Origin of the sequence: Halomonas sp. B23F22_20 (genome assembly GCF_043496985.1) — a bacterium.
Lineage (GTDB): Bacteria > Pseudomonadota > Gammaproteobacteria > Pseudomonadales > Halomonadaceae > Halomonas.
In genome coordinates, this window is sequence record NZ_JBIEKH010000031.1 from 1 (window position 1) to 13,977 (window position 13,977).

Sequence of the window (13,977 nt, forward strand, 5' to 3'; positions counted from 1 at the left end):
CTGAGGCAAGCCCCGGTCTGAGGCCGGGGCCTCTATCGATGTGACATCGACCAGGCTGCAACGACATCGCCCCGCCAAAGCGGGGCGATTCGAGCGACCTCTGACAAGCCGTTTTGACACGGCCTGCTCGGGGTGGCTTTTTTCATGCCTGGCACCGCGAGATGGGCGACTCAGGCCTCTTCCGCCTCACGGGCGCGGTGCACCGCCTCAGACAGCGAACGGGTCAGGTCGACGACCCGGCGCACGCCATCTTCGGGACGTGCGGCCTCTCCGATGGCGTCGGTGAAGGCAGAGCCGACCACCACCGCGTCGGCGAAGCGGGCGATGCGCTCGGCCTGCTCGGGGGTACGGATGCCGAAGCCGACGCCAATCGGCAACGCGGAGTGCGCGCGGATGGCCTCGACTTCCTCCGCCACGCGTTCGGCGGACGGCGCGGCGGCGCCGGTCACCCCGGTGCTGGAAACGTAGTAGAGGAAGCCCGAGGTGTTCTCGAGCACCAGCGGCAGACGCTTGGCGTCGGTGGTCGGCGTCGCCAGGCGGATGAAGTCGATGCCGTGGGCCTGGGCCGGCAGGCAAAGCTCGGCATCGTGCTCCGGCGGGAGGTCGACCACGATCAGTCCGTCCACGCCGGCCTCGGCGGCCTCGGCCAGGAAGGCCTCGACGCCCATGCAGTAGATGGGGTTGTAGTAGCCCATCAGCACCACCGGGGTGGTATCGTCGCGCTCGCGCAGGGCGCGCACCATGGAAAGCGTCTTGGCCATGGTCTGCCCGCCTGCCAGGGCGCGCAGCGTGGAGGCCTGGATAGACGGACCATCCGCCATGGGATCGGTGAACGGCATGCCCAGCTCGATCACGTCGGCGCCCGCCTCGGGCAGCGCCAGCAGGGTCTCGAGGCTGGACGCGTAGTCGGGATCGCCGGCGCTGATGAAGGTGACAAGGCCAGCGCGGTTGGCGGCCTTGAGTTCGGCAAAGCGACGCGCGATGCGGTCGTGGCGTTGAGTCATCGTCTCTCTCCTCAGTCTGCCAGCTCGGCGGCCAGGCGCTCGGTGACGGTGGTCATGTCCTTGTCGCCCCGCCCGCTCAGGTTCAGCACCATCACGTGATCTTCCGGCAGCGTCGGCGCCAGCTTGATCGCATGGGCGATGGCATGGGAGGACTCCAGGGCCGGAATGATGCCCTCCAGTCGGCACAGGGTCTTGAAGGCGTCCAGCGCCTCGTCGTCGGTCACGGCGACGTACTCGGCGCGGCCAACCTCGTGCAGCCAGGCATGCTCGGGGCCGATGCCCGGGTAGTCGAGGCCTGCCGAGATGGAGTGCGCGTCGGTGATCTGGCCCTCGGCGGACTGCAGCAGGAAGGTCCGGTTGCCGTGAAGCACGCCGGGGCTGCCACCCTGCAGACTGGCGGCGTGCTTGCCGGTATCCAAGCCTTCACCGGCCGCTTCCACGCCGATCAGTCGTACGCTCTCGTCCTCGAGGAAGGGATGGAACAGGCCCATGGCGTTGGAACCGCCGCCGATGCAGGCCACCAGCGAGTCGGGCAGTCGGCCTTCCTTTTCGGCCATCTGCTCGCGCACCTCTTGGCCGATCACGGACTGGAAATCGCGCACCATGGCCGGATATGGGTGCGGGCCGGCCACGGTACCGATGATGTAGAAGGTGTCCGCGACGTTGGTCACCCAATCGCGCAGGGCGTCGTTCATCGCGTCCTTGAGCGTGCCGGTACCGCTGGTCACGGGAATGACCTCGGCGCCCAGTAGCTTCATGCGCTGCACGTTGGGCTGCTGGCGATCGATGTCGGTGCTGCCCATGTAGATGATGCATTCCATGCCGAAGCGGGCCGCCACGGTGGCGGTGGCCACGCCGTGCATGCCGGCACCGGTCTCGGCGATGATGCGCTTCTTGCCCATGCGCCGGGCCAGCAGCACCTGGCCGATGCAGTTGTTGATCTTGTGCGCGCCGGTATGCATCAGGTCTTCGCGCTTGAGATAGATCCGCGCGCCGCCAAGAAACTCGGTCAGCCGCTCGGCGAAATAGAGCGGGCTTTCGCGGCCGATGTAGTCGCGGCGCAGCGCGTCCAGCTCGGCGTGAAAATCGGGGTCTTGCTTGGCCGACTCATAGGCCTGCTGAAGCTCGAGGATCAGCGGCATCAGGGTTTCGGCGACGAAGCGGCCACCGAAGCGGCCGAAGAAGCCATCGGCATCCGGGGCGAGTTCGGCGGTGGGGTGCGGCAGACCCATGGTGACGACTCCTGACAGTGGATAATGGCCACCAAGATACATCGCACCGCACCTTGTGATTAGCGATCATTGCTCGCTAACCTGTGAGAAAAGCTGACACATCAGGAGCCTGCCTTGAGTGATCGACTGCCCTCGCTGAATGCCCTGCGCGCCTTCGACGAGACGGCTCGCACGCTGAGCGTCACCCGCGCCGCCGAGGCGCTTCACGTCACCCACGGCGCGGTCAGCCGCCAGCTCAAGCAGCTCGAGGAACAGCTCGGGGTGGCACTGTTTCGGCGCCAGGGCCGCGGCCTGTCGCTGACCCAGGAAGGCGAACTGCTGCGTGCCTCGACCTCACAGGCCTTCGAACGGCTCGGCCAGGCCTGCACCCAGCTGCGCCGGCGCGCCTCGGAGGCACCGCTGGTGCTCGGCTGCCCAGGCAGCTTCCTCGCCCGCTGGTTCATTCCCCGACTGGACCGCCTCAAGGCCCAGTGCCCGGAGCTGAACCTGCACCTGACCGCCGACGAAGAAGTGGTCGGCCGGTTGGGCACCGACGTGGACGCCGTGCTGCGCTTCGCCGAACCGCCCTGGCCCGATGACGTGCGGGTGGTCGAACTGGCGCCTGAGCGCATGGGACCGGTGCTGGCACCGGAGCTGCTCGGCACGCCCTCTATCGACGCCTCCTCTCACGACAGCCCGGGGCACGACACCGCCGCGCTGACGTCGCTGCCGATGCTGCCGATGCTACATACCCAGTCGCGCCCCCAGGCCTGGTCGCAGTGGTTCACCGCCCAGGGCCTGGACCCCACGACGATGCGCCACGACCAGTCGTTCGAGCACCTCCACTACATGCTGGAGGCGGCGCTGGTGGGCCTCGGCGTTGCCATCGCGCCGTCCTATCTGGTGGAAGAGGACCTGCGCACGGGCCGGCTGGTCGCGCCCTGGGGCTTCATCGAAACGCCGGCTTGGCTCGGGCTGTGGCTGCCACCGGGCGAGCCGCGTCGGGACATCGAGCGGCTGGTCGAGTGGCTGACACAGGAGCTTGCGCGCTCCACCGGCTGACGCTCCGCCGACGCACGGGCAGCAAAAAGCCCCCGGGGTCGCCGGGGGCTTCTCGGTCCGCGTGCCGCCGGGTGGGCGGCGTCTGGGCTCGCCTGGTGCGATGTCTAGGCGACGCCTTGGGCCTCATCGGGCGAGAAGACTTCGCGGGCATGGTGATAGAGCACGCCGGCATAACCGTTGCGCTGCATCACCTTGAGGATCTTGGCAGGGTTCTGGTCGTCGAGCGCGCGACGCAGCTTGTCCTGCTGCTCGTCGTCCAGCGCCTCGTGCCAGTGGTAGGGCTCGCCATTCGCGCTGGCCGCCTCCGCACGACGGATCAGGTCCATCTCGACCCGGCCGCCGTAGCGGTACAGCAGATCGTAGCCTTCCTGGAGATGCAACGCCGGCACATCGCACGGCTTTTCCAGGCTTTCCAGCACGTTATAGTAGTAATAGCTGAGCGGTTCCATCATCACTCCTCTCGCGAATGAGGGGCATGGCCCGGCCTTGGAGAGCGAGGCGGCCGGGGTGCATGGAGCCGGGGCATCGAACGCCGCCGACTCTCCCAAGCTACACCGACTCGCGGACTCAGAACAGTCTTGTGAACGTCACCGGATGTAACGTCCCCGAACGCAAGACGCCTCCGCGGCTCAGCCGCGGAGGCGTCTCGGTAGACCGGGCCACGAATCGTGCCATCTCGAACACGACGGCAGCGCCGGCGCGCCCTCAGAAGTGGGGCTTGAGCTGCTTCAGCAAGGCCTTGAACAGGCGCGGACCGGCAGCCATCAGCTGCCCCTCGGCGGTCACTGACGGCTGGCCGTCGGGCGTACCCTGCAGGGCGCCGGTTTCCTTGAGCAGCAGCGAGCCGACCAGCAGGTCCTGCTCCTCGACCCCCAGTACGAAGACCGCATCGACGCGACCCGCCGCCAGCTCGGCGATGTCCAGCAGGCCGCTACCGGAGGCACGCAACAGCTCCAGCTGAGGCGCCAGCTGCTGGGTCAGGGTCAGGTAGGAAGGCAGTTGCCGATCGCGCAGCCAGGTCTCCGGCAGGCTCATGGCAACCCGGGTACCGGGGATCGCCGTGGCCTTGGACACGCGGAGGCGCTTGCCGTTGAGCTGAGCGCCGCGGCCGCGGCTGGCCAGGTACTCGTCGTCGCTGAAGGGACAGATCACCACCGCATGCTCCGGGCGGCCCTTGACCAGGCATACCAGCGACAGCGCGAAGCCGGGGGCGGCGACGGACAGGTTGGAATAACCGTGGAAGGGTTCGATGCGCCACAGCACATCGGCACCCTCGCCCTCGCCACTGCGGTGGGGCGTGTAACGGCCGACAACGCCGTGCTGGGGATAGCCACGGGACAGCTGACGCGTGATCAGCGCCTCGGCATTGCGGGCGGTATCCTCGAGCAGCTTGTCGAGGTTGTGCTCTTCGTGGGCGTTTTCGACGCGCTCACGGATACGCAGAAACTGTTCGCCGGCGCTGCGTGCGGCACGCAGGGCGTACTGGACCATCGGATGCATGATCGGGCCTTGGGGAGTCGGTAGTGTTAAAGAACGGGTCGGCGCGAATCCTAGCAGAACCACGTGCCGCACGCCACGCAAGCGCCCTCACCACTCAACGAAGCTCGAAGCTCGAAGCTCGAAGCTCGAAGCTCGAAGCTCGAAGCTCGAAGCTCGAAGCTCGAAGCTCGAAGCTCGAAGCTCGAAGCTCGAAGCTCGAAGCTCGAAGCTCGAAGCTCGAAGCCAGCATGCTAGACTGCGCCTTTCCCATCTTCGATAGCCCCAACCGGAAGTTCCCATGCTCGAGCGCATCCGCATCGTCCTGATCGGCACCAGCCACCCCGGCAACATCGGCGGCACCGCCCGCGCCATGCACAACATGGGCCTGGCGGACCTGGCCCTGGTGGCGCCACGCTGCGAACCGCTCACCGCGGATACCGTCTCCCGCGCTTCGGGCGCCGATGCGCTGGTCCATGGCGCGTGCACCGTGGAGACGCTGGAGGAGGCCGTCGCCGACTGCACCCTGGTGGTGGGCGCCAGCGCCCGCTCGCGGACCCTGCCCTGGCCGATGATCACGCCGCGGGCGCTCGGTGAGCGGCTGCCCGAAGAGTTGGCCACACCGGAAAGCCGCATCGCCCTGGTGTTCGGCCGCGAGGACAGCGGGCTCACCAATGCCGAACTGCAGCGCTGCCACGCCCACGTGCATATCCCCACCAATCCGGACTTCAGCTCGCTGAACCTGGCTGCCGCGGTGCAGGTGCTGGCCTACGAGTGCCGCCTGGCCTGGCTGGATCATCAAGCCGAAGAGCCGCAAGCGCCGGCCGAGCAGCCGCTGGCCAGCCATGAAGAGCTGGAGCACTACTTCGCCCACCTGGAGCGCACCCTGGTCGCCATCGGCTTCCACGACCCGGCCACGCCACGCCAGCTAATGGCGCGGCTGCGCCGCTTCACCCTGCGCGCCCGGCCGGAGCGCATGGAACTCAACATCCTGCGCGGCATCCTCTCCTACACCGAACGGCTGGTACCGCGGCGCGAGGACGACTGAGCGCGGCGACGGGGGCACCCGCGGCTTGAAGCCGGCTCGCCACGCCCCCACTATGAAGGGAACATCACGCCTCTTCAGGCCTCAGGCTCTGAACGAAAACTGTCTGCGCTCTGTGATGCTGCGTTGAATCGATGTCAGAATGCTCATTTACACCCCGTAAATTCCGCTTCTTCGTTCGATTTCGCCTTGCCTGACCGTCGCTCGACGACTTTTCGTACCAGGCCTAGCCCTGCAACCAAGGATCCGCCGCATGTTTCAACGTCTGCGCGAAGACATCAACAGCGTATTCGCCCGTGACCCGGCGGCGCGCAACTTCCTGGAAGTGCTCACCAACTATCCGGGCCTGCACGCCCTGCTCGTCCATCGCCTGAGCCACTGGCTGTGGCAAAAGAACCTCAAGTGGCTGGCACGCACCCTGTCGAGCCTGGCACGCTGGTTCACCGGCATCGAGATCCACCCCGGGGCCACCATCGGCCGACGTTTCTTCATCGATCACGGCATGGGCGTGGTGATCGGCGAGACTGCCGAGGTCGGCGACGACGTTACCCTCTACCAAGGCGTGACCCTAGGCGGCACCAGCTGGAACAAGGGCAAGCGTCACCCCACCCTGGAGGACGGCGTGATCGTGGGTGCCGGCGCCAAGATCCTCGGCCCGTTCACCGTCGGCGCCGGCGCCAAGGTCGGCTCCAACGCCGTGATCACCAAGGAGGTGCCCGCCGGCGCCACCGTGGTGGGCATTCCCGGCAAGGTGGTCAAGCGCGACGAGCCCGACACCGTCACCCCGCTCGAGGTCGATCCCGAGCGGCGCGAGGCCATGCGCCGCAAGTTCGGCTTCGACGCCTACGGCGTCAGCCAGGACATGCCCGACCCGGTGGCGCGTTCGATGCAGGCCATGCTCGATCACATGCACGCCGTGGATGAGCGCATCGAGCGCATGTGCTCGACGCTGCGCCAGATCGATGCCGGCTTCCGCGACGGCCGCCTGCCCGAACTGCGCGACGAGGACTTCGCCAACATCCTCGCCGACGTGGACACCTGCTGCGGTCCCCAGGAGGGCACGGACAAATCCGATTCCGACGACTCCAAGCCAGAACGCCAGGACCCCGAACCGCGCCGCCGCCAGAATGGTTGACCGCCACGCTCGGGCTTTATCATAATGGCTGGCCGACCCGACGCCACGGGCGTCGGCCCGCTTCACCGATGGTCGACGCCGGCGTCGGCACCGAGGTGATTACCCCATGCGCCTGACTACCAAGGGACGCTACGCCGTCACCGCCATGCTCGACCTGGCCATGAATGCCGACGAGGGCCCCACCAGCCTCGCCGACATCTCGCGTCGCCAGGAGATTTCGCTGTCCTACCTCGAGCAGCTGTTCGCCCGACTTCGGCGCGCGCGCCTAGTCGACAGCGTGCGAGGCCCCGGCGGCGGCTATCTGCTGGCCCTGGCGCCGGACGCCATCTCGGTGGCCCGGGTGATCGACGCAGTCAACGAGTCGGTGGACGCCACTCGATGCGGTGGACTATCGCACTGCCAGCAAGGCGACACCTGCCTGACCCATCACCTTTGGAGCGAGCTGTCCGAACAGATCCACGGCTATCTGGAAGGCGTAACGCTCGGCCAACTAGCCGGCCGCGAGGAGCTGCGTCGCATCGCCGAACGCCAGCAACGCCGCCTCGACGACGACCAGATCCCGACCGTCTCGCCTTGAACCCCATTACCGTCACGAGCCCATGAGCGCACCCGTCTACCTCGATTACGCCGCCACCACCCCCGTCGACCCTCGGGTCGCCGAGGTCATGAGCCGCTATCTGACCCTGGAAGGTACCTTCGCCAATCCGGCCTCACGCAGCCACATGCCCGGCTGGCAGGCCGAGCAGGCGGTGGAGAGCGCCCGGCGCCAGGTCGCCGACCTGATCGGCGCCGACCCCCGCGAAATCGTCTGGACCAGCGGCGCCACCGAGGCCGACAACCTGGCACTGACTGGCTACATGCGCGCCAACCGCGCCCGCGGCCGCCACCTGGTGACCTCGATCATCGAGCACAAGGCGGTCGTTGATACCGCCAAGTCCCTCGAGCAGGAAGGTGTCGAGGTCAGCTGGCTGACGCCGGATCGTGACGGCCGCATCACGCCGGAGGCGCTGCGCGACGCCATGCGCGACGATACCGTGCTGGTCTCGCTGATGGCGGTGAACAACGAGCTGGGCACCATCCACGACTTGCCCGCCCTGGCCGAGGTGGCCCACGCCGGGGGCGCGGTATTCCACGTGGATGCGGCCCAGGCGGTGGGACGCATCTCACTGGACGTGGCCGCTCAGGGCATCGATCTGATGTCGGTGTCGGCCCACAAGGTCTACGGTCCCAAGGGGGTGGGAGCGCTGTACGTGAAGCGCGACCCGGACATGCGCCTGGAAGCACTGATCCATGGCGGCGGCCACGAGCGCGGCATGCGCTCGGGCACCCTGCCGACCCATCAGATTGCTGGCATGGGCGAGGCCTTCGCCATCGCCGGTCGCGAGGGCGAAGACGATCAGGTCCATATTCGCGCCCTGCGCGACCGTTTCCTGGCCGGCCTCGAGGATCTCGACGGCGTGCACCGCAATACCTCGACCGAGCACGCGGTGCCCAATATTCTCAACCTGGCCTTCGAAGGCGTCGACGGCGAATCACTGCTGATGGCACTGCGTGACATTGCGCTGTCCACCGGCTCGGCCTGCAACTCGGCCAGCGTCGAGCCATCCTATGTACTGAAGGGTATCGGCGTGCCACGCCGGCTGGCGCTCGCCTCGCTGCGCTTCAGCTTCGGACGCTTCACCACCGAGGCCGATATCGACCGTACACTCGCGGCGCTGCGGCATGCCCTGACCGGGCTGCGCCGCTGACGAAGAGCGCGGCCCCGCCGGCTTTTCGCCAACGAACTTCTTACCTCCGCAGGAGACATACCATGGCGAATCTTTCGATCACCACCGCCGCCGCCGACCAGATCCGCCGGGTGCTCGACGAGCGCGGCCACGGCCTGGGCCTGAGGGTCTCGGTCAAGCCCAGCGGCTGCTCCGGCTACAGCTACGTGCTCGACTTCGCCGACGAAGCAGCCAACGACGACGTAATCGTCGAAGAGCACGGCGTGAAGGTCTACGTCGCTCCCGAGGCGCTGGACATGCTCGACGGCAGCGAGGTCGACTATGTCTCGGAAGGCCTGAACCGCTACTTCCGCTTCCGCAACCCCAACGTCAAGGACGAGTGCGGCTGCGGCGAAAGCTTCAGCGTCTGAGCCGACGCCACGGATTGTCCATCGCCATCCGGGGGCGGTATACTCTGCGCCCATTCGGCGTCCGGCGTCGAACCGCATCTTTTCCCGGCCTCGCGCCGCCCCGGGCCTTCCGGGGCGGCGCGAGGCCGTCAACGCTCGTGACTTTCCAGACTGGAGACCACCCATGGCTACCGAACGCACCCTGTCCATCATCAAGCCCGATGCCGTCGCCAAGAACGTGATCGGCGAAATCGAAAGCCGCTTCGAGAAAGCTGGCCTGAAGATCGTCGCCGCCAAGATGCTCCAGCTGTCCCAGGAGCAGGCCGAAGGCTTCTACGCCGAGCACAAGGAACGCCCCTTCTTCGGCGACCTGGTCGGCTTCATGACCTCCGGCCCGGTGGTCGTGCAGGTGCTGGAAGGCGACAACGCCATCGTCGCCAACCGCGACCTGATGGGCGCGACCAACCCCAAGGAAGCCGAGGCCGGCACCATCCGCGCCGACTTCGCTCAGTCGATCGACGCCAACGCCGTCCACGGCTCCGACTCTCCGGAATCCGCGGCTCGCGAGATCGCCTACTTCTTCGAAGACAGCGAGATCTGCTCCCGCTAAGGAAACGCCGATTTATTGCTGCGCTCGCGTAGTTGATACAAGAGCCGGCCTCTGACGGCCCTCTTAGCCCTCTTCGCTCGCGACATAAATCTGCAGTTTCCTCCCGGACTGGCAGCCTCACTGCCGAGCGGGGGCGATCTTGCCCCCGCACCTTGCCCCACCGACGCCGCTGACCGCCCATGACCGACACCACCGCTCCCCAACGCTCCAACCTGCTCGGCATGACCCGCGAGGAGATGGAAGCCTTCTTCCTTTCCATCGGCGAGAAGAAGTTCCGTGCCGCCCAGGTGATGAAATGGATCCATCACGAGGGCTGCGCCGACTTCGCGGCCATGACCAACCTGTCCAAGGCGCTGCGCGCACGTCTCGAAGAGGTCGCCGAGATTCGCGGCCCAGGCGTGGTCTACGAGGGCACTTCCAGCGACGGCACGCGCAAGTGGGTGCTGGAAGTGGAGGACGGCAGCTATGTGGAAACGGTGCTGATTCCCGCCGAGAACGGCAAGCGCCGAACCCTCTGCGTGTCTTCCCAGGTCGGCTGCTCGCTGGACTGCAGCTTTTGTTCCACCGGCAAGCAGGGCTTCCAGCGCAACCTGACCGCGGCCGAGATCATCGGCCAGGTATGGGTCGCCAGCAACAGCTTCGGCCCGCGCAACGACACCGCCAACCGCCCGGTCACTAACGTGGTGATGATGGGCATGGGCGAACCGCTGCTGAACTACGACTGCGTCGTGCCGGCGATGAAGCTGATGCTCGACGACAACGGCTACGGCCTCTCCAAGCGCCGCGTCACGCTCTCCACCTCCGGCGTGGTGCCGATGATCGACCGCCTGGGCGACGAGCTCGACGTGAGCCTGGCCATCTCGCTGCACGCCGCCAACGACGAGCTGCGCAACGAGCTGGTGCCGCTCAACCGCAAGTACGACATCCGCACCCTGCTCGATGCCTGCCAGCGCTACCTGGCCAAGTGCGGCGACACCCGGCTGATCACCATCGAGTACACCCTGATCAAGGACGTCAACGATCAGCAGGAACACGCCCGCCAGCTCGCCGAACTGCTCGAAGAGCTGCCGTGCAAGATCAACCTGATCCCGTTCAACCCCTTTCCCCATTCCGGCTACGAGAAGCCGTCGCGCAATCAGACCATGCGCTTCCAGCAATGGCTCGCCGATCTCGGCTATACGGCGCCGATCCGCTCTACCCGCGGTGACGACATCGACGCCGCCTGCGGCCAGCTGGTGGGCCGCGTCAAGGATCGCACCAAGCGTCATGCCCGCTACATCCAGTCGATCCAGATCGACGCCGATTGAGCCCCGGGGCACCTTGACTTCAACAAGGCACGACGCTTTGATGGTCGGGCCTTTTTCAGCAACGGTCGAGTGCCGCCCCCGCGCCGCTCCCTCAGAGAGGATGCCATGACACGCCGCCCGCCCGGTCATCGACAGTTTTCCATTACCGTCGTCCTGGCGAGCGCCCTTTGGCTGACCGGCTGTGCCGCGCCCAGCGGCACGACACCGCCCGCGACGGACACACCCGACCCCGTCGATGCCTATACCCGGCTCGGCACCGCCTACCTGGAGCGCGACAACCTGCCCCGAGCGCTGTCGGCCCTGGATCACGCCCTGGAGATCGCCCCGGACGACGCCGAGGCCCTACAGGCCATGGCCATCGTCTACCAGCGCCAGGGCGAGGCGGAGCTCGCCGACCGGACCTTTCGACAAGCGCTCGACGCCGCCCCCGGGCTGACCCGGGCACGCAACAATTACGCCGCTTTCCTGTATGATCAGGGACGCACTCGCGAGGCCTGCCGCCAGCTCGAACAGGCCACCGCCGACACCCAGTACGCCAACCGCGCCCAGCTGTTCACCAATCTGGGCCAGTGCCAGCGACGCCTCGGCGACGTCGAGGCCGCACGCACCAGCCTGCAGCGCGCCCAGGACATCGACCCGCGCCGCGCCGCCAGCTACCTGCGCCTCGCCCAGCTCGAATATGCTCAAGGACAGTATGGTCAGGCGGACCAGCAGCTCGAGGCCTTCGTGCGTCTGGCCGGCGCCACGCCGGTGGCGCGCCAACTGGCCGATGACCTGGCACGCGCCCGCGGCAACCGGTCGGCGGCATCCGATGACGCACCCTGATCCCGTTTTTCCCATGAAGGATGCCACGCCATGAGCGACACCCCCTATCTGGAGCCCGACGCGAACGCCTCCCAGGCCTCGCCCGGCGAGCTGTTGCGCCGCGAGCGCGAGGCCCTGGAGCTGTCGCGCGAAGAGGTCGCCGAGGCCCTGAACCTGCGCCCGGCCGTGATCGAGGGCCTGGAAAACGATGTCTATGACGAGGTACCGATCGCCACCTACCGGCGCGGCTACCTGCGCAGCTACGCCAATCTGCTGGGCATGGACGCCGAGCGGGTGCTGGCCGCCTACCAGGCGCGCTTCGGCAGCGAAGACAAGGAGCGCAAGGTCACCCCGGTGCACGTGGTCAACAAGCCGCCCTCGCGCCTCGGCGCATGGCTGTTCCGCCTGGCCACCCTGCTGGTGATCGCCGGCCTGGTCGGCCTGACTCTGCTGTGGTGGCAAAGCCGCGGCGGCAGCCAGCCACCCACTCCGGGCGACAACGCCCCGGTGGCGGTGGACAGCCTCGACGGCACCACCGTGACCGAGGGCGGCGAACCGGCCACCGACGATGGCGCCACGACGGAGCGTGACTGGAGCCGCGAGGTCGCTACCGAGGCCAGCGACGAAACCAGCACCAACGACGACGCCGGCCAGGTCACTAGCGACGAAACGTCAACCGACGGTGCAACTTCGGCGGCACCCGATGCCCAGGCTCAGACGGCAGACGCCACCCCTGACGCTGCCGCTGAGACCGACAGCGCCGCCGATGCCAGTGCCGAGCCCCAGGCCGCTGACGAGGCAACCGCGGAGGCCGAGGAGGCCACCGCACCGGCGGGAGATCGCCGAGTGCTGGAGTTGACCTTCAACGAGCAGTCCTGGACCGAGATCTTCGACGCCAACGGTCAGCGCATCTTCGTCGGCCTCCAGGAACCCGGCACCACGGCGCGCGTCGAAGGCGAACCGCCCTTCCGCCTGACCGTGGGCAACGCCACCGGGGTCGAACTGGCCTGGCGCGGCGAGTCAGTGGACCTGGCGCCGCGTACCGGCGCCAACAACGTCGCCCGCTTCACTCTGGGAGAATGAGTCAGATGCACGCTACATCGCCCATCACTCGTCGCCAGTCACGCCGCATCCACGTCGGCAAGGTGCCGGTCGGCGGCGGCGCGCCCATCTCCGTCCAGAGCATGACCAATACCGACACCCTGGACGTGGCCGCCACCGTGGCGCAGATCCGCCAGCTGGAGACGGCCGGCGCCGACATCGTGCGCGTGTCGGTGCCGACCATGGACGCCGCCGAGGCCTTCGGCCGCATCAAGCGCGAGGTCGAGGTGCCACTGGTGGCGGACATCCACTTCGACTACAAGATCGCCCTGCGCGTCGCCGAGCTCGGCGTCGACTGCCTGCGCATCAATCCCGGTAATATTGGCCGCGAAGACCGCGTCAAGGCCGTGGTCAGCGCCGCCCGCGACAACGGCATCCCGATCCGCATCGGCGTCAACGCCGGTTCCCTGGAGAAGGACCTGCAGAAGAAGTACGGCGAGCCGACCCCGGAAGCCCTGGTCGAGTCCGCGATGCGTCACATCGACCATCTCGAGCGCCTCGATTTCCCCGACTTCAAGGTCAGCGTCAAGGCCTCCGACGTGTTCATGGCGGTGGCCGCCTACCGCGATCTCGCCACCCGCATCGAACAGCCGCTGCATCTCGGCATCACCGAGGCCGGCGGGCTACGCTCAGGCACCGTCAAGTCGTCCATCGGGCTCGGCATGCTGCTGATGGATGGCATCGGCGACACCATTCGCGTGTCGCTGGCGGCCGACCCGGTCGAGGAGATCAAGGTCGGCTTCGACATGCTCAAGAGCCTGCGCCTGCGGGCCAAGGGCATCAATTTCGTCGCCTGCCCGAGTTGCTCGCGCCAGAACTTCGACGTCATCGGCACCATGAACGAGCTCGAGGAACGCCTCGACGACGTGATGACACCGCTCGACGTCTCGGTCATCGGCTGCGTGGTCAACGGTCCGGGCGAGGCCAAGGAAAGCGACATCGGCCTGACCGGCGGCAGCCCCGCCAACCTCGTCTACATCGACGGCAAGCCGGCCAGCAAGCTGCGCAACGACCACCTGGTCGACGACCTGGAGCGATTGATTCGCGACAAGGTCCGCGAGAAGGAACAGGCCGAGCAGGACGTCATCGCCCGGGACGCCTGAGGC

Annotated in this window: 15 protein-coding genes; 11 read left to right on the plus strand and 4 right to left on the minus strand. The window is 67.3% G+C overall.

Annotated features, from left to right (window positions below; all coding sequences use genetic code 11):
* Positions 1–170: 170 nt before the first annotated feature.
* Positions 171–1,004, minus strand: a complete 834-nt coding sequence (gene trpA, locus ACGTN6_RS18655; protein WP_394594465.1) for a tryptophan synthase subunit alpha — start codon at positions 1,002–1,004, stop codon at positions 171–173.
* 11 nt (positions 1,005–1,015) lie between these two features.
* A complete protein-coding gene (trpB, locus tag ACGTN6_RS18660; protein ID WP_394594466.1) occupies positions 1,016–2,236 on the minus strand; it encodes a tryptophan synthase subunit beta in 1,221 nt (406 codons plus the stop codon).
* Between the two features lie 114 nt (positions 2,237–2,350).
* Here trpB and ACGTN6_RS18665 point away from each other — a divergent pair, with 114 nt between their 5' ends.
* Positions 2,351–3,277 carry a LysR family transcriptional regulator gene (locus ACGTN6_RS18665; protein ID WP_394594467.1) on the plus strand — a complete coding sequence of 309 codons (927 nt, stop codon included), beginning with the start codon at positions 2,351–2,353 and terminating at the stop codon, positions 3,275–3,277.
* A 104-nt stretch (positions 3,278–3,381) separates the two neighbouring features.
* Here ACGTN6_RS18665 and ACGTN6_RS18670 read toward each other — a convergent pair whose 3' ends face one another.
* Together ACGTN6_RS18670 and ACGTN6_RS18675 are read right to left on the minus strand one after the other, a co-directional pair.
* On the minus strand, positions 3,382–3,729 hold the full coding sequence (locus tag ACGTN6_RS18670) for a hypothetical protein (RefSeq protein ID WP_394594468.1): 348 nt from the start codon (positions 3,727–3,729) through the stop codon (positions 3,382–3,384).
* Positions 3,730–3,982: 253 nt separating this feature from the next.
* Entirely contained in the window at positions 3,983–4,777 is a 795-nt protein-coding gene (locus ACGTN6_RS18675) for an inositol monophosphatase family protein (RefSeq protein ID WP_394594469.1), read from the minus strand.
* A 277-nt stretch (positions 4,778–5,054) separates the two neighbouring features.
* Here ACGTN6_RS18675 and trmJ point away from each other — a divergent pair, with 277 nt between their 5' ends.
* The 10 genes from trmJ to ispG all read left to right on the plus strand — a co-directional run bounded on the left by trmJ (position 5,055) and on the right by ispG (position 13,974).
* Positions 5,055–5,801: a tRNA (cytosine(32)/uridine(32)-2'-O)-methyltransferase TrmJ gene (gene trmJ, locus ACGTN6_RS18680; RefSeq protein WP_394594470.1), complete on the plus strand. Its 747-nt coding sequence runs from the start codon at positions 5,055–5,057 to the stop codon at positions 5,799–5,801.
* A gap of 250 nt (positions 5,802–6,051) precedes the next feature.
* A complete protein-coding gene (cysE, locus tag ACGTN6_RS18685; protein ID WP_394594471.1) occupies positions 6,052–6,933 on the plus strand; it encodes a serine O-acetyltransferase in 882 nt (293 codons plus the stop codon).
* A 106-nt stretch (positions 6,934–7,039) separates the two neighbouring features.
* On the plus strand, positions 7,040–7,510 hold the full coding sequence (locus ACGTN6_RS18690; RefSeq protein WP_394594472.1) for an Rrf2 family transcriptional regulator: 471 nt from the start codon (positions 7,040–7,042) through the stop codon (positions 7,508–7,510).
* A gap of 22 nt (positions 7,511–7,532) precedes the next feature.
* Complete coding sequence (locus ACGTN6_RS18695; protein ID WP_394594473.1) at positions 7,533–8,681, plus strand: aminotransferase class V-fold PLP-dependent enzyme; 1,149 nt, start codon at positions 7,533–7,535, stop codon at positions 8,679–8,681.
* A gap of 62 nt (positions 8,682–8,743) precedes the next feature.
* Positions 8,744–9,070, plus strand: a complete 327-nt coding sequence (locus tag ACGTN6_RS18700; RefSeq protein WP_183385886.1) for a HesB/IscA family protein — start codon at positions 8,744–8,746, stop codon at positions 9,068–9,070.
* A 163-nt stretch (positions 9,071–9,233) separates the two neighbouring features.
* Positions 9,234–9,659, plus strand: a complete 426-nt coding sequence (gene ndk / locus ACGTN6_RS18705; protein ID WP_394594474.1) for a nucleoside-diphosphate kinase — start codon at positions 9,234–9,236, stop codon at positions 9,657–9,659.
* A 179-nt stretch (positions 9,660–9,838) separates the two neighbouring features.
* The gene (rlmN, locus tag ACGTN6_RS18710) at positions 9,839–10,966 is read left to right on the plus strand and encodes a dual-specificity RNA methyltransferase RlmN (RefSeq protein ID WP_394594475.1); all 1,128 of its coding nucleotides are present in this window, start codon (positions 9,839–9,841) and stop codon (positions 10,964–10,966) included.
* 105 nt (positions 10,967–11,071) lie between these two features.
* Positions 11,072–11,791, plus strand: a complete 720-nt coding sequence (pilW, locus tag ACGTN6_RS18715) for a type IV pilus biogenesis/stability protein PilW (protein ID WP_394594476.1) — start codon at positions 11,072–11,074, stop codon at positions 11,789–11,791.
* Between the two features lie 30 nt (positions 11,792–11,821).
* Positions 11,822–12,853 (plus strand): RodZ domain-containing protein, encoded by a 1,032-nt coding sequence (locus ACGTN6_RS18720; RefSeq protein WP_394594477.1) that lies wholly within the window; start codon positions 11,822–11,824, stop codon positions 12,851–12,853.
* A gap of 5 nt (positions 12,854–12,858) precedes the next feature.
* Positions 12,859–13,974 carry a flavodoxin-dependent (E)-4-hydroxy-3-methylbut-2-enyl-diphosphate synthase gene (gene ispG / locus ACGTN6_RS18725; RefSeq protein WP_394594478.1) on the plus strand — a complete coding sequence of 372 codons (1,116 nt, stop codon included), beginning with the start codon at positions 12,859–12,861 and terminating at the stop codon, positions 13,972–13,974.
* Positions 13,975–13,977 lie beyond the last annotated feature (3 nt).

Excerpts from the sequence above, each read along its gene's own strand:
- ACGTN6_RS18695 (WP_394594473.1), top strand. The coding sequence starts at position 7,533 with ATGAGCGCACCCGTCTACCTCGATTACGCCGCCACCACCCCCGTCGAC.
- ACGTN6_RS18720 (WP_394594477.1), top strand. The coding sequence starts at position 11,822 with ATGAGCGACACCCCCTATCTGGAGCCCGACGCGAACGCCTCCCAGGCC.
- ACGTN6_RS18670 (WP_394594468.1), bottom strand. The coding sequence starts at position 3,729 with ATGATGGAACCGCTCAGCTATTACTACTATAACGTGCTGGAAAGCCTG.
- cysE (WP_394594471.1), top strand. The coding sequence starts at position 6,052 with ATGTTTCAACGTCTGCGCGAAGACATCAACAGCGTATTCGCCCGTGAC.
- ACGTN6_RS18675 (WP_394594469.1), bottom strand. The coding sequence starts at position 4,777 with ATGCATCCGATGGTCCAGTACGCCCTGCGTGCCGCACGCAGCGCCGGC.
- rlmN (WP_394594475.1), top strand. The coding sequence starts at position 9,839 with ATGACCGACACCACCGCTCCCCAACGCTCCAACCTGCTCGGCATGACC.
- trpB (WP_394594466.1), bottom strand. The coding sequence starts at position 2,236 with ATGGGTCTGCCGCACCCCACCGCCGAACTCGCCCCGGATGCCGATGGC.
- trpA (WP_394594465.1), bottom strand. The coding sequence starts at position 1,004 with ATGACTCAACGCCACGACCGCATCGCGCGTCGCTTTGCCGAACTCAAG.
- ndk (WP_394594474.1), top strand. The coding sequence starts at position 9,234 with ATGGCTACCGAACGCACCCTGTCCATCATCAAGCCCGATGCCGTCGCC.
- ACGTN6_RS18700 (WP_183385886.1), top strand. The coding sequence starts at position 8,744 with ATGGCGAATCTTTCGATCACCACCGCCGCCGCCGACCAGATCCGCCGG.
- pilW (WP_394594476.1), top strand. The coding sequence starts at position 11,072 with ATGACACGCCGCCCGCCCGGTCATCGACAGTTTTCCATTACCGTCGTC.
- trmJ (WP_394594470.1), top strand. The coding sequence starts at position 5,055 with ATGCTCGAGCGCATCCGCATCGTCCTGATCGGCACCAGCCACCCCGGC.
- ACGTN6_RS18690 (WP_394594472.1), top strand. The coding sequence starts at position 7,040 with ATGCGCCTGACTACCAAGGGACGCTACGCCGTCACCGCCATGCTCGAC.
- ispG (WP_394594478.1), top strand. The coding sequence starts at position 12,859 with ATGCACGCTACATCGCCCATCACTCGTCGCCAGTCACGCCGCATCCAC.